This is a genomic window from Corynebacterium yudongzhengii, from assembly GCF_003065405.1.
Lineage (GTDB): Bacteria > Actinomycetota > Actinomycetes > Mycobacteriales > Mycobacteriaceae > Corynebacterium > Corynebacterium yudongzhengii.
In genome coordinates, this window is sequence record NZ_CP026947.1 from 2,127,293 (window position 1) to 2,147,098 (window position 19,806).

A 19,806-nucleotide genomic window follows, 5' to 3' on the forward strand; every position below is an offset into this window, starting at 1 on the left:
CTCTCTAGTTCTCCGGCACTGGGGCGACGGTGGTACCGGGCAGGAAGTGCGTCGGCAAGATTTTGCGCGGCGCTGTTGTGGCTGGCGGGGTGCCGGTGAGGCGGGCGTCGATAAGCTCGTTGAGGATCTGGCCGGCCGCCGCCCCCTTGGCCCGCATAGGCTGGCTGACGGTGGTCAGTCCGCGCTGGCGGGCGAGTTCGACGCCGTCGAAACCCGTGACCGATAAATCGCCGGGCACGTCGATGCCGCGCTGGCGGGCGAGATCGAGCACGCCGAAGGCCATCGAGTCGGTGGTGCACACGACGGCCGTGAGCTCGGGGTGTGCATCGAGAAGCTCGCGGGCACCGTCGACGGCGGTGTCGTGGTCGTTGTGATGTCTAGCGACGATCGGCACGCGCTCGGCATCGATGCCGGCGGCGGCGAGGACGTCGAGGGCGCCGAGGATGCGGGCGCGCTGGACGTGCAGCCCGGCGGTGTCCAGGTCCGCGGGTGCGACCGCGCCGTCGTGGCGGGTGCGGGTGAGCCGCTTCGCCAGGATCCCGATGCGCCGGTGCCCCTGTTCGACGAGCGCGCGCACGGCGGGCGCGATGGCCTGGTGGTCGTCGATACCCACGTAGGCCAGGTCTTTCGTGTCATAGGGCTGGTCGCAGATGACCAGCGGCAGGCCAGTGGCGCGGGCGGCGGCTAAGTGCGGGTCCTCGTTGGCGACGGAATAGATGACGAAGCCGTCGACGACGGTGCGGAAGACGGGGGCGGTGGAGGAGTCATCGCCGGGGCCGACCGGCACGAGCGTCAGGGCGTTTTCGGTGCCATAGGAGGACTCGGCGAGCCCGGCGAGGAAATCGACACTCGCGTGGTCTTCGAAGGCGTAGCTTAAGTGCTCGGTCATGAGGACACCGACGGAGCCGACGCGGCTGGTGCGCAGGCTGCGCGCCGTCGGGTTGGGCCCGGGGTAGCCGCGGGCGGCGGCTACGGCCAAGATGCGCTCGCGCAAGGACGCGGAGAGTTGGTCCGGCTGGTTGTAGGCGTTGGAGACGGTGGTGCGCGACACCCCGAGCTCGGCGGCGAGCGACGCAAGCGTGCCGCGGGGGCGAGGGTGATCTGGGGCCATGGTTGTTCATTCTAGGTGGCCCGTGAGGCTTTTCCGCAGCATCTGGCAGGCATTTTCACCATGTTTTCATTTTGACAACAATTGTCAACAATGTGAAACTTTCCGCATGAGAAAATCTCACCTTTTCCGCGGCTTTAGTGCCGCAGCGCTGACCACTCTGACCGCCGGCTCTCTCATCGCTTGCTCGACTGATTCTGCCGACAACGGTGAGAACGCCAACGCCTCCGGCAATGGTGACGATGCCACTACTCAGGTCGTCACCTCCACCTCCGTGTGGGCCGATGTCGCCGACGAGGTGCTGGACGACGCCGAGATCGAAGCCCTCATCACCGACCCCGGCCAAAATCCGCACCACTTCGAGCCCGCAGCCACCGACATCGCCACCGCCTTAGAGGCAGACCTCGTGGTCGTCGGTGGCGGCGGCTACGACGCCTGGCTCTACGAGCCGATCATGGAAGACGCGGGCGAGGAGAACATCATCCACCCGCTGCCGCTCATCAGCCACGACCACGCGCATGGTCATGATCACGACCACGAGCATGGCGAGGAGGGCCACGAGCACGATCATGAGCATGGCGAAGAGGGTCACGACCATGACCACGAGCACGGCCACGACCACGCTCACGGCGACGTCCACTCCGTCGAGGGCAACGAGCACATCTGGTTCGACGTCGACGCTATCACCCAGGTCGCCGAGGACCTCGCGGCGAAGGAAGAGGATGCGGACGCCACCGCCGTCGTCGAGCAAATGGACGAGCTGCGCGAGCGCCTTTCCAACCTGCCCGAGGCCACCGTCGCCCAGACCGAGACCATCGGCGACTACCTCATCGACGACTCCTCCCTGACCGACGTCACCCCGACCGGCTACCGCCAGGCCACGCTCAACCACTCCGAGCCGGCCGCCGCTGATTTGGCCGCCTTCCTCGAGGCCATCGAGTCCGGCGAGGTCGACATCCTGCTCTACAACCCGCAGACCGCCACGGATCTGACTGAGCGCATCCACGGCGCCGCCGAGGAGAACGACGTCCAGATCGTCACCATCGGCGAGCTGCCGCCGGAGGGCACCGAGTTCCTCGACTACTTCGAAGAGGTCGTCTCCGAGCTCGAGGACGCCGCTGAGAACGTCTCCTCCGAGCAGTAGGGCTTGTCCTAGGTGCTAGTTCGCTTCACTGACGCAGCCGTCGACCCCTTATGGTCCGGCCTCGACTTAGAGGTGGCCCCCGGCGAGTTCCTCGCCGTGCTCGGTCCCAACGGGTCCGGCAAGTCGACGCTGCTCAACACCATCTTGGGCACCCGCGCGCTGACCCGCGGCAAGGTGAAGGTCGACGCGCGGGTGGGGTTCATCCCCCAGCAGCGCATGTTCGACCGCAACCTGCCGCTGCGCGCCCGGGATCTGGTCTCCCTGTCGCTGGCGCACGGGACGATCACTCGTCGACACCCGCGGAAAGGCCAGGTCGAAGAGCTCCTCGCCGCCGTGGATGCACAGGGGCTGGCGGATAAGCCCGTCGGCAAGCTTTCGGGCGGACAGCAACAACTGATCCGCCAGGCACAGGCGCTGGCCACCGACCCGCAGCTGCTGCTTGCCGACGAACCGCTCCTTTCCCTCGACGTCGCCCGGCAGCACGATACCGTCGCCAAGCTTGAGCGACGCCGCCGTGAGCATAAGACCGCCATCATCATGGTCACCCACGGCATCAACCCAGTGCTCGGCATCGTCGACCGCGTGCTCTACCTCGCGCCGCACGGCCACATGGTGGGCACGGTCGACGAAGTCATGCGTTCCGACGTCCTCTCCGACCTCTACCGCACCAAAGTCGAGGTCGCCGAAGTCAACGGACGACTGGTGGTGATCTAGATGAGCCTCGAACAATTCTTCGCCGACACCGAAGCGCTCTTGCAGGTCGGCTTCGTGCAGCAGGCCGTGATCGCCTCCGCGCTGCTCGGCGTGCTCTCCGGCGTGATGACGCCCCTGATCGTCCTGCGGCGCATGTCCTTTTCGGTGCACGCCACCTCGGAACTCGCGCTCATGGGCGCGGCCGCGGCGCTCGTGTTCGGCTTCAACATCGGCTTCGGCGCGCTCGCGGGAGCGATCGCCGCGGCCATCGTGCTCGCAGTGCTGGGGTTCCGCGGGCAGCAGGACTCGTCGATCGGCGTGGTCATGAGCTTCGGCCTCGGGCTGGCCGTGCTGTTTTTGTACCTCTACCCCGGCAACTCGACGACCGCGATGAGCCTGCTGACCGGCCAGATCGTCGGCGTCTCCAGCGCCTCGACGTGGCTTCTGGCGCTCGTGACGGTGATCGTCATCGGTGCGGTCATCCTGCTGTGGCGCCCGCTTTTGTTCGCCTCCACTGACCCGGAGATGGCGCGGGCGGTGGGCATCCCGGTGCACGGCCTGGCGGTGGTCTTCGCGATCCTCGTGGGGCTGACCTCCGCGCAGTCGGTGCAGATCGTCGGCGCCCTGCTGGTCATGGCGCTGCTGATCACCCCCGGCGCGGCCGCCGCGCATGTGGCCCGCTCCCCTCTCACCACGGTGCTTCTGTCGGTGCTGTTCGCGGAGATCTCCGCGGTCGGCGGACTGTTGCTCTCGCTGGCGCCGGGACTGCCGGTGAGCGTGTTCGTCACGACCATCTCGTTCATCATCTACCTCATCTGCCGCACCATCGGTGCGCTGCGCGAGCGCAAGATCTCCCGCGATGAGGTCGCCGCCGCGCGTTACGACGAACGCCCCGAGCCCACCCCCGATCCGCACCACCACCTCGATTAGGTGGGTTGCTCGGGGTTGCGTGGCTGCTCGGGGTTTGGCGTATAAAGCGCTATCGCTGGCCGAAAGCGGTCACTCCTAAAAGAGTACTGGTTTCGACCGCGCGAGACTCCTTTCTATGAGGGTGATTTCGGCCAGCGTAAGCGCAACATGACGGTCCGGAGGGGTTGACGGTTATGGCGGTCGGCTGGTCACCCCATCCGCCCCACCAGTCTCTCCCGTGAGTCTCTCACGTCTTGCCCGCTCCTCCCGTCATGCCGCGCTATCGCTGTCCGAAAGCAGTCACCCCTAAAGGAGTACTGGTTTCGACCGCGCGAGACTCCTTTCGGAGCGGGCCCTTTCGACCACGCACACAATCGCGATACCGCTACATTCCCGACAGACCACCCAACTCGGCAATCACCTGTGAACACAGCACAGAAACCCCAAAAGCCCCCAGAAACGCCAACGAACAGCACTAAACTGTTAAGCCGTGTCTTATACCGTCACTCGAGGATCCTTCGACCACGACCATCGCCGGCGCAGCTATACCATCGTCGCGCCGGATGAGCTGACGCCGCACGCGCTTTTGTTGTATTTCCACGGCTCGTTGCAGTCGTCGAATGTGGCGCGCAATTTCACCGGCCATACCTTCGACGCGCTGGCCGAGCGCGGCATCGTGGTGGTCTATCCGGATGGCATTCATCATCACTTCAACGATGCCCGCCGTGACCTCGGGGAACGCACCCGGCAGCTGCGTGTGGATGACGTGGGATTTGTGACCACGCTCGTCGATAAGCTCACTCACCACTACGACCTCAGCCCGCAGCGGGTGTATGGCTGCGGGTTTTCCAACGGCGGCCAGATGGTCTACCGGCTCCTGCTCGAGGCCCCCGGGCTGCTGAAAGGGGCGGCGACCTATGCGGCCACGCTGCCCGCCCCGGAAAACCTCCTGCCCGGCATCAACACAGCTAACGCCGTGCCGACGCCTTTTCTCTCCATCCACGGCACCGCGGATCCGATCGCCCCGTACACCGGCGGCGAGGCCGGCATGGATGGCAACAACCGCGGGCCAGTGCGCTCCTTCCGCGATACCGGAGAGATATCCGCCCGCATCAACGGTCACGACCCGGAAGGCGTCACCCGCACCAGCTCAGGCAGCGTGATCACCGAAGACTGGAGCGCCACCGATAAACCGCCAGTGCGCCTGATCACCGTCGAGGGGATGGGGCATCTCGTGCCGGCGCCGAAGAAGCTAGATGCGCGCCTCGGCGCGGGCACCGACCAGCTCATCGCCGCCGAGGCCACGGCGGACTTCTTCGACCTCCGCGCCGGCTGAAACCTAGCGAGCGTCCGTGAGCATAGCCTGGGCGAAGAAGTCCGCCTCGAGCTCGCAGGCGCGCACGAAGGCCTGGGCCGCCCGCGCCCGCTGCCGCGCCGACGCCCCGGCCAGCGCCTTTTCCGCCACCGCCACGGCGCGGGCGGTCGCCTCCTGGAAGCCTGCGTCCTCGTAGGTACCCAACCAGGATGCATAAGGGTGGTCCTCGGTCCTCGCGCTGGCCAGATCCGCCCCGACCTGCGCGTAGACCCAGAAACACGGCAGTACGGCGGCGACGGCGATGGGGTAATCGTTCTGCGCCTCGGCGCGCAGGAAGTCGGTGTAGGCGAGCGTCGCGGGCGAGGGGTCTATCTGGGCGTCGACGCCGAACTGCGCGTGCATGCCCTGCTCGACGGCGATCGCTTCGGTCACCGATTCGGCCCACATGCGCCGCTCCTCCCGGTTTTCGGCCTTCAGCCCCAGCCCGGCGAGCACGCGCGAGTAGACCTCGAGGTAGTAGTCGTCCTGTGTGAGGTAGAACAGGAACTTCTCTTGAGGCAGCACGCCGGAGGCGAGCGCGGGGACGAAGCCGTCGGTGGTGAAGCGCTGAAGCGCATCGCCGGCGGCCTCCCACAGGGCGGCGGTCCACGGACCGGCTGGCGCGACGACCGGGGTCGGCGCCGGCGTATCGACGTCCACCCCCAACGCCTCCGGGGCCTCCCATGCATCGATGAACCCGCGCAGCCGCGGGCGCTGATCGCTGGCCGCCGCCTGCCGACGCAGCCGGTGGAAGTGATCGATCGGCCCGTTACCCTGGCCTACCTGGAGGTCTTCGCCGTATTCGAGGGCCTCGCGCACCCAGTCGGTGGCCCAGGCGACGGCCTCTCCGTAGGACTCCCCCACCGCCAGGCGGGTCGCCAGCGCCGAGGAGAGGGAGCAGCCGGTGCCGTGCGAGGCGGAGGTCTCTACCGCGGGCGAGGAAGCGTGAGTGAGCACCTCACCGCCGGGGCCGATGAGGGTATTGCCGCGGTCATCCGCAGAGAGGTGTCCGCCTTTGGCGAGGATGAGGGCGCCGGTGGTATCGGCGAGTGTTGTTGCCTGGGCGTTGGCTTCGGCACGCGTTGTGGCCTCTTTTCCTCCGGTGAGCTGGGCGAGCTCGGTGAGGTTCGGGGTGAGAACGGTGGCCTTCTTGAGCAGCTCGCCGGAGACGCTTTCGGCGAGCGCGTGGCCGGAGGCCGCGACCATGACTGGGTCGATGACCACGGGCACGTCGCCAAGCTCCTCGAGCCAGGCGACGACTTCGCGGGCGGAGGCCTCGTCGGCGATCATGCCGATCTTCACGGCGTCGATTGTCACATCGTCGCTGACGGACTTGAGTTGCGCGCGCAAAAAGTCCGGCTCCGGGGTGTGCACGGACTGCACGCCGCGGGTGTTCTGGACGACGAGCGAGGTGACCACCGACATCCCGAAACCGCCGGCGGCGGCGATCGCCTTGAGGTCGGCCTGGATGCCGGCGCCACCGGTGGGATCAGTGCCGGCGATGCTTAAAACACGGGGGACAAGCTGGTCCATGAATCAACACTCCTTGAGAAGTTGACGGGCGGCGGCGCGCGGATCGGCGGCCGCCATGATCGCGGAGACCACGCACACACCGTCCACACCGGTGGCGCGGGCCTGCCGAATGTTGTCGTGGTTGATGCCGCCGATCGCCACGGCTGCCAGCCCCATCGCGTGGGCACGTGCGGCCAGCCGGCGGGTGCCCTCATAGCCCAGGGCAGCGGCGGTATCCGTTTTCGTAGGGGTTTCACAAAGCGGGCTTAAGCCGACGTAGTCGGGGCGCGTCTGGCACGCCTCGATGGCCTCCAGTTCGGCGGTGTTGCTGACCGAAAGCCCTACCGGCACCGCCTCGCCGACCAGCGCGCGGACCTCGTCGAGCGCCATGTCCTGCTGGCCGACGTGCACGCCCAAGCCCAGCTCGACGGCGATCTCGACGCGGTCGTTGACGAGCACCGGCACCCCGTGCGGGCGCGCCACCTTCTCGACGGCGCGGGCGAGGTGGGCGAAGGTGTCGTCGTCAAGCTCTTTGTCGCGCACCTGCACCATGCTCACCCCGCCGGCGATCGCCTCGGCGACGACCGCGGGCACCCGCTCATAGCCGCCGGGCAGGCGGGAGTCGGTGACCAGGTAGAGGCGGTAATCGAGGTCCATCGTCAGTCCTCGGTGATGCGGCACGCCACCCCGGCCGCGGGCAGGCGATAAAGCTCGTCCAGCCAGAACTGCCGGAAGGTGCCGGGGCCGTCGGCGCGGTGGGCGGCGCGCTGGGCGGCGGTGGCGAAGGCGACGTGCGCGGCCACGGTGGCGTCGTGGGCGCTGTCCGCGGCGGCCACGAAGGCGGCGACGACCGCCCCGAGCGCGCAGCCGGTGCCGATGGTGACGGCCATGAGGGGATCGCCGCCGTCGATACGCGTGACGCGCCCAGGAGACACCACGACGTCCGTGGCCCCAGAGACCGCCACCACTGCCCCGCAATACTCGGCGAGCTCGCGCGCGGCGGTGAGAGCGGAATCGACGCTGTCGGTGGCATCCACGCCCCGGCCGCCCTCGTGCGTGGAACCGGTGACCGCGGCGTGCAGGTGCAGGATTTCGGAGGGGTTGGCGCGGATGACGGTCGGCCGCTTCTCGACGACCCGCCGCGCGAACTCCGTGCGCACACTCAAACCACCGACGGCCACGGGGTCCAGCACGGTGACCTTGTGGTGGCGCCGGGCGGTATCCAGGGCGTTGTCCATGGCCTTGAGCTGGTCGAGGTGCGGGTTGCCGACGTTGACAAGCACCGCATCCGCCACTTCGGCGAACTCGGCGGCCTCCACGGGGTGGCTGACCATCGCGGGCGCAGCCCCGACGGCCAGAAGGACATTCGCAGTGACCTCTTGGACCACCGAATTCGTAAGACAGTGCACGAGCGGCGCCTGCTCCCGCAGCGCCTCGTGTGCCTGGGTATAGCTATCGTGCGTCAAGCTTTCACATCCCTTCGCTAGTGCTAACTAGTGCAGGTTCCTCGGGTGTGATCTCAGCCCCGCCTTCTGCCGGGCACCCCGTGTGTATGCCTCGATGCTAACAGAGCGTGCTAGCTCTGAGTGCGGCGCTGGCGCGCGAACTCGCTTAAGACCACCCCGGCGGCGACCGAGGCGTTGAGAGATTCCACCCAGTCGGTGGTGGGCACGGACATGATGACGTCGCAGTTTTCGCGCACCAGCCGCGAAATGCCCTTGCCCTCCGAACCGACGACGATCACCACCGGGTCGGTGGCGTTGTCGTAGGTATCGAGGGTGTGCTCTCCCCCGGCGTCCAGACCGACGACCTGGTAGCCGTTCTTCTGGAAGGTCTGCACGGTGCGCGTGAGGTTCGTCGCCCGCGCCACCGGCAGGCGCGCCGCCGTGCCGGCGGAGGTGCGCCAGGCGACGGCCGTCACCGACGCAGAGCGGCGCTCCGGGATGATCACGCCATGCCCGCCGAACGCTGCCGTCGAGCGGATCACCGCGCCGAGGTTGCGCGGGTCGGTGATGTTATCGAGGATGACGAACATGCCCGGCTCCGGACGATCGGCGGCTTCGGCGATAAGCGTATTGACGTCCGCGTACTTGTACGGCGGGATCTCCAGGCCCACGCCCTGATGCAGGGAGTTACCGGTCATGAGGTCCATCTCGTGGCGGGGGACCTCGCGGGTGACGATGCCGCGCGAATTCGCGATTTGGACGGCCTGGGTGAGGCGATCGTCGTTACCCGTGCCCTGCGCCACGATGAGTGCGTTGGCCGGGACCTTCGCCATCAGGCACTCGAGCACCGGGTTGCGGCCGACGACGAACTCGTTGCCCTGGCGCTCGTGCCGGCCTGAATCCCGACGCTTACGCTCCATCTTCTTCTTGTACTTCGCGTGATAGACGCGGTCCTCGGCCTTCGGGGTCGCGCCCTTACCGCGGAGGCTGCGTCGGCCCTTGCCGCCTGAACCCTTCGTCGGGCCTTTCTTGTTGCTCTTGCGGATGTTGCGGCGCCGGTCATTGCCTGCCATAGAAAACAGCTCCTTAGTCCTTGAGCGACCACTCGGGGCCGTCGGCGGTATCAGTGACCTCGATGCCAGCGGCGGCGAGGCGGTCGCGCACCTCGTCGGCGGTGGCGAAGTCCTTATCCTTGCGGGCCTGGCTGCGCCGGGCAAGTTCCGCGGTCACCAGCTTATCGAGCGCTTCCTGCGTCCGCGTATCCCCCGCGGCCTGCCAGCGCTCATCGAGCGGGTCGACCCCGAGCACCGCCGTCATCGCGCGGATTTGCCCGGCGGCCTGGTGGGCGGCGGACTGGTTGCCGTCGGCAAGTGCCGAGTTACCCCGGCGCACGACGTTGTGGATCTCGGCGAGCGCCTTCGGCACGGCGATATCGTCGTCCATCGCCTCCGCGAAGGCGCCGGTGACCTCGGAGATCTCCACCTCGCCGACGCGCCGCACGAAGTCCTCGATGCGGCGATAGCCGGCGGCGGCCTCCTTCAGTGCGGACTCCGAATACTCCAGGACCGAACGATAATGGGCCGAACCCAAGTAGTAACGCAGCTCGACGGGGCGCACCAGCGTGAGCATGTTGTCGATGCTCAAGACGTTGCCCAGCGACTTCGACATCTTCTCGCCCGCCATGGTCACCCAATGATTGTGCATCCAATAGTTGGCGAAACCATCGCCGGCCGCGTGCGCCTGCGCGATCTCATTCTCATGGTGCGGGAACTTCAGATCGAGGCCGCCGCAGTGAATGTCGAAACTCTCGCCGAGATACCACGTCGACATCGCCGAGCACTCCAAATGCCAGCCCGGGCGCCCGTTGCCCCACGGGGTCGGCCACGAAGGCTCACCCGGCTTCGCCGCCTTCCACAGCGCGAAGTCCTGCGGGCCGCGCTTGCCGGAACTATCGGTTTCGCCCTGCTCCATCTCCTCGACGCGGTTACCCGAGAGGTGCCCATAATCCGAGCCCTCGGCGGCCACCCACGCGGCGATGTCGAAGTAGACGCTGCCTTCTGCGGCGTAGGCGAAGCCGGCGTCGATGAGCCGGTGCATGTAATCCACCATCTGGGTGACATGGCCCGTCGCGCGGGGCTCCACCGACGGCGGAGCCACCCCCAACAGGTTATACGCGCGGGTGAACTCACGCTCATAAGTAGACACCCACTCCCACCAGGGGCGTCCGTTGTCATTCGCCTTGGTGAGGATCTTGTCATCGATGTCCGTGACATTCCGGACAAACGCCACATCCAGACCCGAATGCTCCAACCAGCGGCGCAGAATATCAAAGGCCACGCCACTGCGCAGATGCCCGATATGCGGCGCGGACTGCGGAGTCGCACCACACAGATACACCGAGGCGTGCCCCGGTCGAATCGGTTCGAAATCGCGCTGAGTGCCGGTCGCAGTATCAAAAATCGAGAGAGTCACGGGTCATATTCTACGGGCTGGGGTTATTCGTCTGGGTGCGTGGGCTTTGGGAAGGTTTTAGGAAGGGTGCCTGGGGGCTACCCCGCGCCGCCTAAAACACCAGGAGTGCATGTCCCTAGTCTTTGAGGCGCGACTCAGGTGAACGATCAGCATGTCTTGCCTACACACTTAGTGGACTCGACCTCGTGGGATTCCTTTAGGGGTGGCTGAATTCGTTGAAGCGGAAGCGCGTTAAAGATAGGACACGCGGATGCTCCCGCGCGAGGCGCTCTGGACTGCTTGCCGGGACCCGGGCCTACATCGAAGCCATACTGCGCTATCGCTGGCCGAAATGAGGAGCATCTAAAGGAGCCCTGGTTTCGACCGCGCGGGACTCCTTTCTGTGGGGGTGATTTCGACTAGGCGTGCGGAGGCGATGGCGTTGTATGACTGCTAGAGTGTCTCGCCTTCTGTAGGTCTGCTTTTCGGTGCGGGTCCGCGTTGCTGCTGCACAAACCCTTGAAGGAAGTTGCTTAAAGGACACGTCCTTCAAGGTTTTGTGTTGGTAAATGGACTGATTTGGCGTCCTACAAGGTTCTTCCTTCAAGCATTTGTGTTCGAATGACCCGCAGGTCCCACAGAACTGACCGCGACCAGGCCTGAGTCCCCGCACCCGCATAGCGCGCTAGCGCTGGTCGAAATGTGGAGCATCTAAAGGAGTGCTGATTTCGCGCGAACGATCAGCAATGGTGATTACCCCTCGAACTGGCGCTCTTTGGGACCTTGACCTTGTGGTACCGCCAGCACTCGCATATTGTCCTTCATGCGAAGGGTGATGTGCCCTACGTGAGTAGAGACGGACAGGTCACCTCCGATGGACACGGCGCTAGCGAACTGGACGAAGGGGACTTGGCGCGCAGCCTCTTCGACGACGACGAGCTTCGACTCGTGGCCGAGGACGCATCTTATACCCCTAAATAATGGGGCTCGGACATCGTTAAGGCATACCGCAAGAAAATCCCGATCTTGGTCAATGCCAAGGATGAACACGACCTGCGGGCCCTGCGATCTTTGCATCTCAAACAACTGAAAGGCGACCGAGCCGGGACCTCCTCGATCCGCCTCAACAAGCAGTTTCGGCTCATCCTCAAATTCACAACCGACAGCGATGGCTGTTCGGTAATCGTCATTGACATGGTGGATTACCACTGAGAGAAGGTGAACTCATGAACGCCCCAATTGCGGCGGAGGTATTCTCGGCCGGAGAAGTTCTCGCTGACGAGCTGGAAGCCCGCGGTTGGACCCAAACCGACTTTGCTGAGGTGCTCGGACGGCCGGAGCAGTTTGTGTCGGAGATTATTTCCGGGAAGAAGGAGATAACGCGCGAATCCGCAGCCCAGATCGGTGCTGCCCTGGGCACCTCCGCGGAGCTCTGGCTCAACCTCCAGGACTCCTACCTGCTATGGAAGCAGTCCTAGGGCGTGTCTGACAATTTCTTCAGCCAGGTCATGACGGCGATAGCCATCACGCCGACCCGGTAGACAACCGCGAGCTTGTCGTACCGGGTTGCCACACCCCGCCACTGCTTGAGGTTGCCGAAAACCGTTCCACCACGTTGCAGCCCTTGTAGGACTGCGCATCGAACGTCGGTAGACGCCCACCCATCGAGCCTTTCCGCTTCCGGACGGCGATCACGTCCTTCTTCTCCGGGACCGTCGCCGTGATCTTGCGCTCGCGCAGATACCTGTGCACAGCCTTCGATGCATACGCCCTATCCGCGCGCAGTTCATCGGGCCGGGTGCGCGGTCGGCCCACCGTCCCGGGCATCCGCAGGCGTTTCAACAACGGGATCAGCACCGGGCAGTCACCGCGGTGGCCCGCAGTGACGATCATGGTCAGGGGCATGCCGTGGCCGTCGACCAGGGCGTGGACCTTGGTAGACAGACCACCCCGTGATCGGCCGACCGCGTGATCAGGCGGCTCGGCCAGCGGGTTGTTGTAATTCGACAAAGCCCCCTGTGACCCGCGTGATGTTCGTGGCGTGCTGATGGGCCCGGGCGATCGTCAAAGTCCACCGACACCGACCAGTCGATCAGGTCTTCCGTATCGGCCTGTCTAAGAAGTCGCTGAAAGATCACGTCCCAGGTGTCCGTCCTTGGCCATCCGGTTGTGCCAGGTGTAGACCGTCTGCCAGGACCCGAAGCAGGCGGGCAGGTCACACCGCGCGATCCCTGCCCGAAGGCAGTAGAGGATGGCCTCGAGCATCTGCCGGGGATCGGAGAACGGTCGGCCTTTTCTCCCCGTGCGACGGGGCAGAAGCTCTTCGACCATCTCCCACTGGGCATCACTCAACATGTGAAAACGCGACACGGGAGCCAGGGTCCCATGCCACGCTTCCCTCAATTGTCAGACACGCCCTAGGACGCCCAGACACAGGACAACCTCAAGGCGGTGAAAACCCGCGCACAGTTACGAGAGTTAACTCCCGTCTCCCTGCTCGCCAAGCGGGGATACATCACAGCCACCGACGTGCAAGGGCAGGCTCGGGAGGTGCTGAGCTCATTCGGCAAGGAATGCTTTGAAGACCCCTCAGGAATAAGCTTTGCCGCCCGCCGTAGTAACCACGAGGAAAGTATCACTGTGCTGCAAGAGGCGTGGGCAGCGTGCGTTAGGGCAACCGCCAGCGCCCTCGACGCTACCCCCTACTCCAGGGAGACACTAAAAGACCTCGCCCGGACGCTGCCGAGTAGAGCGCGTGCCCCGCAGGCGTTTGCTGAGTTCCAATCTCTGTCCGCCAAGGCAGGGGTCAAACTCGTTTATGTGAAGGCTTTCAAGGGAGGAAAACTCGACGGCTGCGCCATGATGGTCGACGGACACCCTGTCATTGGCATATCAGGACGGGGGAAACGGCTCGATAAGGTGCTATTCACCATCCTTCATGAGGTAGCCCATGTTTTTATTGGGCCACCTGGCTGATAATGGCGAGGTCATCCTCGACGACCTATCTGTTGACAGTGCCGATCATGAAGCCAAAGCGGACCTGCTGGCCAGCAAGCTCGCGATCTCTTGTCCTCTACCGGCAGTTCCTGACCGTGTGCACTCATCATGGATTAAGGAACAAGCCGAACGCCTAGAGGTTCATCCCATTACCGAGGCTTCAAAAAGAGGGCAAACTGTCATGGAAGACCACTCTCGCGCGCAACGCCCCCACCGTCATCACTCAGCTTAAAAGCTGGAAATCACCCCTACCGGCCTGAGTAGGGTTGTTGGCTGCGCTGACCTCTGACCTGAGTTAGGCCAAGTTGGGGTGCCATTCTTCATATCGGCACTCCGGCCAGTGCGCTCGCGTGCGGGATCCAATTGCCCTCGGCGGCACTAGCGATCGCCGCACGGCGCACTCGTCAGCGGGGACGGTCGCAAGCGCTAACCGACGGAGGGCCGTCTCCGCTCGCGGGGCGAGTCCGTGGCCCTCTTAGGGCGGAGGGTGGAGTCTGGCCCGGTTTTACGCACGTGCGTAAAAATCTGCTCCGCACTATGCCGCGGCATAGTTGCGTAAGCGACTACCGTTTCTTCACCTCGGCTAGTAGACCAAGGCGGCGCTCCAGCAATTCTCTTCGGGCCGATCACCAAAATGCGACAAACACTCCAACCGGCGCATTCCGACGAAAGAGACTCCACGGGGCCGCGCATTGTGGAATAAGGCGTATCGCCGTAGCCTCTGTGCACCGGAAAAGAAGATCTTCCCTCCCTATTACCGGCACAGGAAACACCGAACTACAAGGCCCTCTGCCTGAGAGATGCGTCGGATTTAGAGGGCGCTATCAGGTAGCCGGAACCCTATGACCAACTACGCGGACACTACCACCTACCCCGAACCCCAACATGCCCATCACCCATTGTTCTCTCATTTCGTTTTGCTTGCGTTGTCCGCACAGAGCGCAGATGCCAAGTGCTTTCCTAACCTGTCGTACTCATCTGACCGACACACCAATCCCTGATGCCAGGAGTCGACCGTCGGCCCATGCAAGCCCCTCCGCCTCATCGACCACTCACACAACACAGCAGCAACGCGAACAACCCCCTACATCGCGTGCCACTCGAGGGTCTGCGCGATTGCGCGGGAGACCTCTGTGCCGTGGGTGCGGCGGAGGCAGTGGCCGGCGCCGTCGATAAGTACGCAGCGTAAGTTTTCGGCGCCGGCGGGGTAGGCGTTGATGTCGTCGGCACCTTGGGGCCCGACGATCGCGCCCTCGCCCGAGCCGGTGAGCACGAGGGTGGGGGTGTCGGAGGCCGCGAGCCGGCCCACCTGCTCGCGCCAGGGGCTGCGGCCGGTGACGACGCCCGTGCGCAAAAACTCCGTCTGCACCTGGGTGCGCCCGGCGGCCCAGGCAGCGGCCTCGGTCAGCGACCAGCCTTCCTCGCTCACCTTGGCGTGCAGGGCGGCGGGGAGATCGGCGAGCTCGCGGCGCACCTGCTCGGCCCGCGCCTCGCCGGTTAGAGAACGCTCTTCGTCGCTCATCGTCAGCCAGGCCGGGTCTTCCAGGATCAGCCCGGAGACCAGGTCGGGACGGTGGATGGCGGCCTCCGCCGCGATCGCCGCACCCATGGAGTGGCCGTAGACCAGCGGCCGATCCAGCACTTCCAGCTCCGCGATGAAGTCGCCGACCAGCGCGGCGAAGGGGTGGCGGAGCTGGGAGTCGTCGAAACGCGAGGAGTGCCCGTGGCCGCGGTGATCGAGCGCTAGGACGCGGAAACGCGGGCTAAGCTCAGCGATGAGGTCGGCGAAGCCGGCGGCGCAGTCGCCGACGCCGTGGGAGAGTAGGATCTGCGGAGCGCTGCGCGGGCCCCGAACGAGTCTGGCCAGCATACCCCCAAGGCTAGCTAGTCGACCGGCAGGCCGTCGAGACCCATCCACTCCGGCCGCGCGGATTCCATGTGACGGTAGTAATCAATGTCGGCGAGCTGCGAGGCAGCCGGCTTATCGACGACCACCGTCACCTGATCATGCAGCTGCAGCACACTGGCGGGACAGCTCGCCGAGAGCGGGCCTTCGACCATCGCGGCGATGGCGTTGGCCTTGCCCTCACCGGTGGCGAGGAGGAGGGGGTGCCGGGCGTCGAGAATCGTGCCCAGGCCCTGGGTGATGGCGTGGGTGGGCACCTCCTCAGGCGAGGAGAAGAAGCGGGCGTTGTCGCTGAGAGTCTGCTGGTGCAGGGTCTCGACGCGCGTGCGCGCCCGCAACGGCGAGGCGGGCTCGTTGAAGCCGATGTGCCCGTTGGTGCCCACCCCGAGGACCTGCACGGAGATACCTCCGACATCGCGGATGTGCTTTTCGTAAAGCTCGGCGGCGACCCAGGGGCGCGGGTCCATGCCGTCGGGGCTGTGGACGCGCTCGTCGGCGAAGTCAACCTGGGAGGTGAAGTTGTCGCGGATGAAGCGGTGGTAGCTCTGCTCGTGGTCGGCGGGCAGGCCGATGTATTCGTCGAGGCAGAACGCGTCGATGCCGGCGAAGCTCAAGTGCTCCTCGCGGTGACGGCGGATGAGCTCGCGATACAGCCCGAGCGGGGTGGAGCCGGTGGCCAGCCCGATGGTCTGGCCGCGGCGGACGTAGATTTCGACGATGTCGGCGGCCGTCTGTGCGACCTGGTCGGGGGTATCCCGAATGAGAATGTCCACGGTGCTCCTCAAGGTATCGACGGCACGCTCGCCTTCATCCTACAACGATCACCCCCGCCGACTAACCCTTCAATGTGACACGCCTCACCGGCTCGTATTAAGTGTTACACGCACACTATTAGTCCCACGAAATGAGCACGACTATGAATGCGCTGATCCTCATGTTCATCGGCCTGGCGATGATGGCCGGCGGTTACCTCCTCTACTCCCGGTTCTTAGGCCGCAAGGTATTCCAGCTCTCCGAGAGCTACGAGACTCCGGCGCACACCATGGAAGACGGGGTCGATTATGTGCCCACCAACAAGTTCGTGCTCTGGGGCCACCACTTCACCTCCGTGGCGGGGGCGGCGCCGATCGTCGGCCCGGCGGTCGCGGTGATTTGGGGCTGGCTGCCGGCGTTTCTCTGGGTGGTCTTCGGCACGGTGTTCATGGCGGGCATGCATGACTTCGGGGCGCTGTGGGCGTCGCAACGCCATAAGGGCCAGTCGATCGGCACGCTGTCGGGGCGCTACATCGGCCAGCGCGGACGGCTGCTGTTCCTCGTCGTGATCTTCTTGTTGCTGCTCATGGTGGTCACGGCCTTCGCGGTGGTCATCTCGGGCCTGTTGGTCTCCACCCCGACGGCCGTCATCCCGACGTGGGGCGCGATCGTGGTGGCCCTGCTCGTCGGCCAGGCGATCTACCGCTTCCACTGGAACCTGCCGATCGTCTCCGTCGTCGGCGTCGTCGCCCTGTATACCCTGATGATCATCGGCGACCGCTTCCCCGTCACCCTTCCGGAGAGCATCTTCGGGCTCTCCCCGGCGGCGTTCTGGATCGTCACCCTGTTCCTCTACGGCGGCATCGCCTCCCTGCTCCCGGTGTGGGTGCTGCTGCAGCCGCGCGACTACATCAACGGCCTGCAGCTCTTCGTCGGCCTCGCTATCTTGTACACCTCTTTCCTGGTCACGGCCCCGACCGTCGTGGCCCCGGCGCTCAACGACCAGGCCCCGGGCGATACGCCGCCGCTGTTCCCGCTGCTGTTCGTCACCATCGCCTGCGGCGCGATCTCCGGGTTCCACGGCATCGTCTCCTCCGGCACCTCGTCGAAGCAGCTGGATAAGGAGACCGACGCCCGCTTCGTCGGCTACTTCGGCGCCGTCGGCGAGGGCCTTTTGGCCCTGGGTACGCTCATCGCCGTGTCCTCCGGTTTCCAGTCGCTGGCCCAGTGGGAGGAGATCTACTCCTCGTTCAACGAGGGAGGCGTCGAGGCGTTCGTCGCCGGCGGCGGCGCGCTCATGAACACCGGCCTGGGGATCCCCACGTCGCTGTCGGCCACCATCCTCGCCACCATGGCGGTGCTGTTCGCCGCCACCACGATGGATACCGGCGTGCGCCTGCACCGCTTCGTCGTCCAGGAGATCGGCGAGCTCTTCGGCGCGAAGCCGGGCAACGTGACGGCGACGATCATCGTGATCCTCGTCGGCTTCGGGCTTGCGTTTTCCACGGGTACCGACGGCGAAGGCGGCATGGTCATCTGGCCCCTGTTCGGCACCACCAACCAGCTCATGGCCGCTCTCACCCTGTCGATCCTCTGCGTCATGCTCATGCGCCTGCGCCGCCCGACCTGGCCGGTCTTTTTGCCGCTTCTGTTCATCCTCACCGTCTCGCTGTGGGCGATGGTCATCCAGCTCGGCCAGTTCTTCGCCGCCGGCGAGTGGCTGCTGTTCAGCCTGGATCTCATCATCCTGATCGCCGGGGCGTGGGTGACCATCGAGGCGTTGATCTCCATGAAGGATGCCCGCAACCAGCCGCAGATATACTTCGACGACCACGCCACCAGCCGTGTTCGCTAGCCTGAACCGGCTGGCCACGACGTGGCGCAGCTTCTCTCACCAGCTCACCGAGTACTACGCCGCCCCGTACCGCGCGGCGTTCCTCAAGGCCCGCCAGCAGGAGGATGACCTGTTCTTCCTGCTCGTGCTCTCGGAGGCGCTGGGCGTGCCGAACCCCGCCAGCTTTCACACCATGGAGTTACTTCCCATCGTCTACGAGGACTTCCACGCCTGGCATACGCGCATGGGCACGGATCGCTCGCCGCTGGAGAATCTGCAATGCTGCTAGATGATGTTGCCGCGCGCCGCGTGGTCTTCGTCGGCGGCAAAGGCGGGGTGGGTAAAACGACGCTGGCCGCCGCCTTCGCCACGCGCTTGGCCGCCGCTGGGAAGCGCGTGCTGCTGGTCTCCACGGACCCGGCGCACAACTTAGGCCACCTGTTTGGGCGTTCGCTTGGCGACGAACCCACCGCCCTGAACCCCAGACTCGAGGCGATCGAGCTGGATCCGGCGGCAACGGCGCGCCGCCACGTCGCCGAGGTGGAAAAGACCATGCATGCGCTCATGCCCGAGCACCTGCATCAGCAGATCTCGAAGCATCTGCAGCTGGCCGTACGTGCCCCGGGCACCCACGAATCCGCGATTTTGGAGCGCATCGCTGAGATCACCGAGCGCACTGAGCACTACGATCTCATCATCTTCGATACCGCCCCGTCCGGGCACACCGCCCGGCTCATGGAGCTGCCCCAGCTCATGGGCGCGTTTACCGACGGGCTCCTCGAGGGTCGCGAGAAGTCCGACCGCCTCGGCGCCGCCGCCCGCGGCCTCGATGCGACGGTGCGCGACCATTCGCCGACGGAGCGTCGTAACCAGCGGATCCGGTCGATTTTGCACCGTCGCAAAGCGAGGTTCGAAAGGCTTAGCGCCTTGCTCACCGATTCCACACGCTGCGGGTTCGTCCTAGTGCTCACCCCGGAGCGGATGCCGGTGCAGGAAACGGCCGAGTTCCGCGCTGAGCTGCGCGAAGAGGGCGTGGGGGTGCTGGGGCTCGTGGTCAACCGGCTCTCGCCGCAGGATCAGGGCGCGTTTCTGGCGCAAAGGCGCGGGTGGGAAAACGAGGTGCTGGCTGTGCTCGACGAGCTCGTCCCCGACCTGCCGCGCACCGAATTGGAGCTGGTCACCGACGATCTCACCGACCCTAAGGCCTTCGCGGCGTTCGCGGCGCAGCTTTAGTCGGTAAAGACGATGGCGCTGGCGATCGCCGCGCGACCCTCGCCGGAGCCGGTGAAGCCCATGTGGTCGGTCGTGGTCGCCGAGACGCTCACCGGCGCGCCGATCAGCTCGCTGAGCACGGCTTGGGCCTCGGTGCGCCGCGGGCCCATCTTCGGCGTCTGCCCGATCAGCTGCGCGGAGACGTTCCCGATGCGGAAACCGGCCTCCTCGAGCGCCTCGCGGCACTCGGTGAGCAGGCGCGCCCCGGAAACGTTGTCATATTCCTTGCGGCCGGTGCCGACGAAAGACCCCAGATCCCCCAGCCCCGAGGCAGAGAGCAGGGCGTCGACGATCGCGTGGGAGACGAGGTCACCGTCGGAATGCCCCTCGCAGCCGTCTTCGCCCTCGAAGAGCAGGCCGGCGATCCAGCAGGGCTTGCCTTTCTCGATCTGGTGGGCGTCCACGGCGGTACCGATCAGCGGGATCAT

21 protein-coding genes and 1 riboswitch are annotated in these 19,806 nt (G+C 65.4%); of the genes, 10 read left to right on the forward strand and 11 right to left on the reverse strand.

What is annotated here, in order from left to right:
* Positions 1–4: 4 nt before the first annotated feature.
* Positions 5–1,111, reverse strand: a complete 1,107-nt coding sequence (locus C3B44_RS09905; protein WP_108432220.1) for a LacI family DNA-binding transcriptional regulator — start codon at positions 1,109–1,111, stop codon at positions 5–7.
* Positions 1,112–1,217: 106 nt separating this feature from the next.
* Here C3B44_RS09905 and C3B44_RS09910 point away from each other — a divergent pair, with 106 nt between their 5' ends.
* The 4 genes from C3B44_RS09910 (at position 1,218) to C3B44_RS09925 (ending at position 5,190) form a co-directional block, all read left to right on the forward strand.
* On the forward strand, positions 1,218–2,252 hold the full coding sequence (locus C3B44_RS09910) for a metal ABC transporter solute-binding protein, Zn/Mn family (RefSeq protein WP_108432221.1): 1,035 nt from the start codon (positions 1,218–1,220) through the stop codon (positions 2,250–2,252).
* Between the two features lie 12 nt (positions 2,253–2,264).
* Positions 2,265–2,966, forward strand: coding sequence for a metal ABC transporter ATP-binding protein (locus C3B44_RS09915; protein WP_108432222.1), 702 nt, complete (start codon positions 2,265–2,267; stop codon positions 2,964–2,966).
* Positions 2,967–3,875, forward strand: a complete 909-nt coding sequence (locus C3B44_RS09920) for a metal ABC transporter permease (protein ID WP_108432223.1) — start codon at positions 2,967–2,969, stop codon at positions 3,873–3,875.
* Between the two features lie 469 nt (positions 3,876–4,344).
* Entirely contained in the window at positions 4,345–5,190 is an 846-nt protein-coding gene (locus C3B44_RS09925; RefSeq protein WP_108432224.1) for a CE1 family esterase, read from the forward strand.
* 3 nt (positions 5,191–5,193) lie between these two features.
* On the opposite strand, the gene C3B44_RS09930 is transcribed toward C3B44_RS09925, so the two are convergent.
* The 5 genes from C3B44_RS09930 to cysS all read right to left on the reverse strand — a co-directional run bounded on the left by C3B44_RS09930 (position 5,194) and on the right by cysS (position 10,637).
* On the reverse strand, positions 5,194–6,741 hold the full coding sequence (locus tag C3B44_RS09930) for a bifunctional hydroxymethylpyrimidine kinase/phosphomethylpyrimidine kinase (protein WP_108432225.1): 1,548 nt from the start codon (positions 6,739–6,741) through the stop codon (positions 5,194–5,196).
* A 3-nt stretch (positions 6,742–6,744) separates the two neighbouring features.
* Positions 6,745–7,377 (reverse strand): thiamine phosphate synthase, encoded by a 633-nt coding sequence (thiE, locus tag C3B44_RS09935; RefSeq protein WP_108432226.1) that lies wholly within the window; start codon positions 7,375–7,377, stop codon positions 6,745–6,747.
* Between the two features lie 2 nt (positions 7,378–7,379).
* Positions 7,380–8,186: a hydroxyethylthiazole kinase gene (gene thiM, locus C3B44_RS09940; protein WP_108432227.1), complete on the reverse strand. Its 807-nt coding sequence runs from the start codon at positions 8,184–8,186 to the stop codon at positions 7,380–7,382.
* Positions 8,179–8,277: riboswitch (TPP riboswitch) on the reverse strand. Its footprint overlaps the gene before it by 8 nt.
* A 19-nt stretch (positions 8,278–8,296) precedes the next feature.
* Complete coding sequence (gene rlmB, locus C3B44_RS09945; protein ID WP_108432228.1) at positions 8,297–9,238, reverse strand: 23S rRNA (guanosine(2251)-2'-O)-methyltransferase RlmB; 942 nt, start codon at positions 9,236–9,238, stop codon at positions 8,297–8,299.
* A 13-nt stretch (positions 9,239–9,251) separates the two neighbouring features.
* On the reverse strand, positions 9,252–10,637 hold the full coding sequence (cysS, locus tag C3B44_RS09950) for a cysteine--tRNA ligase (RefSeq protein ID WP_108432229.1): 1,386 nt from the start codon (positions 10,635–10,637) through the stop codon (positions 9,252–9,254).
* Between the two features lie 972 nt (positions 10,638–11,609).
* On the opposite strand from cysS, the gene C3B44_RS12000 reads away from it, so the two are divergent.
* Together C3B44_RS12000 and C3B44_RS09960 are read left to right on the forward strand one after the other, a co-directional pair.
* A complete protein-coding gene (locus tag C3B44_RS12000) occupies positions 11,610–11,828 on the forward strand; it encodes a type II toxin-antitoxin system RelE/ParE family toxin (RefSeq protein WP_268876440.1) in 219 nt (72 codons plus the stop codon).
* Between the two features lie 14 nt (positions 11,829–11,842).
* Positions 11,843–12,094: a HigA family addiction module antitoxin gene (locus tag C3B44_RS09960; RefSeq protein WP_235840472.1), complete on the forward strand. Its 252-nt coding sequence runs from the start codon at positions 11,843–11,845 to the stop codon at positions 12,092–12,094.
* Positions 12,095–12,140: 46 nt separating this feature from the next.
* Here C3B44_RS09960 and C3B44_RS11820 read toward each other — a convergent pair whose 3' ends face one another.
* Entirely contained in the window at positions 12,141–12,626 is a 486-nt protein-coding gene (locus tag C3B44_RS11820; RefSeq protein WP_199906017.1) for a transposase, read from the reverse strand.
* Positions 12,627–12,731: 105 nt separating this feature from the next.
* The gene (locus tag C3B44_RS11825) at positions 12,732–12,971 is read right to left on the reverse strand and encodes a transposase (RefSeq protein ID WP_108430616.1); all 240 of its coding nucleotides are present in this window, start codon (positions 12,969–12,971) and stop codon (positions 12,732–12,734) included.
* Positions 12,972–13,067: 96 nt separating this feature from the next.
* On the opposite strand from C3B44_RS11825, the gene C3B44_RS12005 reads away from it, so the two are divergent.
* On the forward strand, positions 13,068–13,592 hold the full coding sequence (locus C3B44_RS12005; protein WP_235840463.1) for a hypothetical protein: 525 nt from the start codon (positions 13,068–13,070) through the stop codon (positions 13,590–13,592).
* 1,105 nt (positions 13,593–14,697) lie between these two features.
* Here the strand turns inward: C3B44_RS12005 and C3B44_RS09975 are convergent.
* Positions 14,698–15,483, reverse strand: a complete 786-nt coding sequence (locus tag C3B44_RS09975) for an alpha/beta fold hydrolase (RefSeq protein ID WP_108432230.1) — start codon at positions 15,481–15,483, stop codon at positions 14,698–14,700.
* Positions 15,484–15,497: 14 nt separating this feature from the next.
* Positions 15,498–16,292: a glucosamine-6-phosphate deaminase gene (gene nagB / locus C3B44_RS09980; protein ID WP_108432231.1), complete on the reverse strand. Its 795-nt coding sequence runs from the start codon at positions 16,290–16,292 to the stop codon at positions 15,498–15,500.
* Positions 16,293–16,435: 143 nt separating this feature from the next.
* Here nagB and C3B44_RS09985 point away from each other — a divergent pair, with 143 nt between their 5' ends.
* The 3 genes from C3B44_RS09985 to C3B44_RS09995 are packed head-to-tail and all read left to right on the forward strand — an operon-like array spanning position 16,436 to position 19,339.
* Entirely contained in the window at positions 16,436–18,127 is a 1,692-nt protein-coding gene (locus tag C3B44_RS09985; RefSeq protein WP_108432232.1) for a carbon starvation CstA family protein, read from the forward strand.
* Positions 18,117–18,395, forward strand: a complete 279-nt coding sequence (locus C3B44_RS09990) for a cory-CC-star protein (protein WP_235840462.1) — start codon at positions 18,117–18,119, stop codon at positions 18,393–18,395. Before C3B44_RS09985 ends, C3B44_RS09990 begins: the two co-directional genes overlap by 11 nt.
* Positions 18,386–19,339 (forward strand): ArsA family ATPase, encoded by a 954-nt coding sequence (locus C3B44_RS09995; protein WP_108432233.1) that lies wholly within the window; start codon positions 18,386–18,388, stop codon positions 19,337–19,339. The genes C3B44_RS09990 and C3B44_RS09995 overlap by 10 nt, the downstream gene beginning before the upstream one ends.
* Here C3B44_RS09995 and ispF read toward each other — a convergent pair.
* On the reverse strand, positions 19,336–19,806 hold the full coding sequence (ispF, locus tag C3B44_RS10000; protein WP_108432234.1) for a 2-C-methyl-D-erythritol 2,4-cyclodiphosphate synthase: 471 nt from the start codon (positions 19,804–19,806) through the stop codon (positions 19,336–19,338). The genes C3B44_RS09995 and ispF overlap by 4 nt on opposite strands.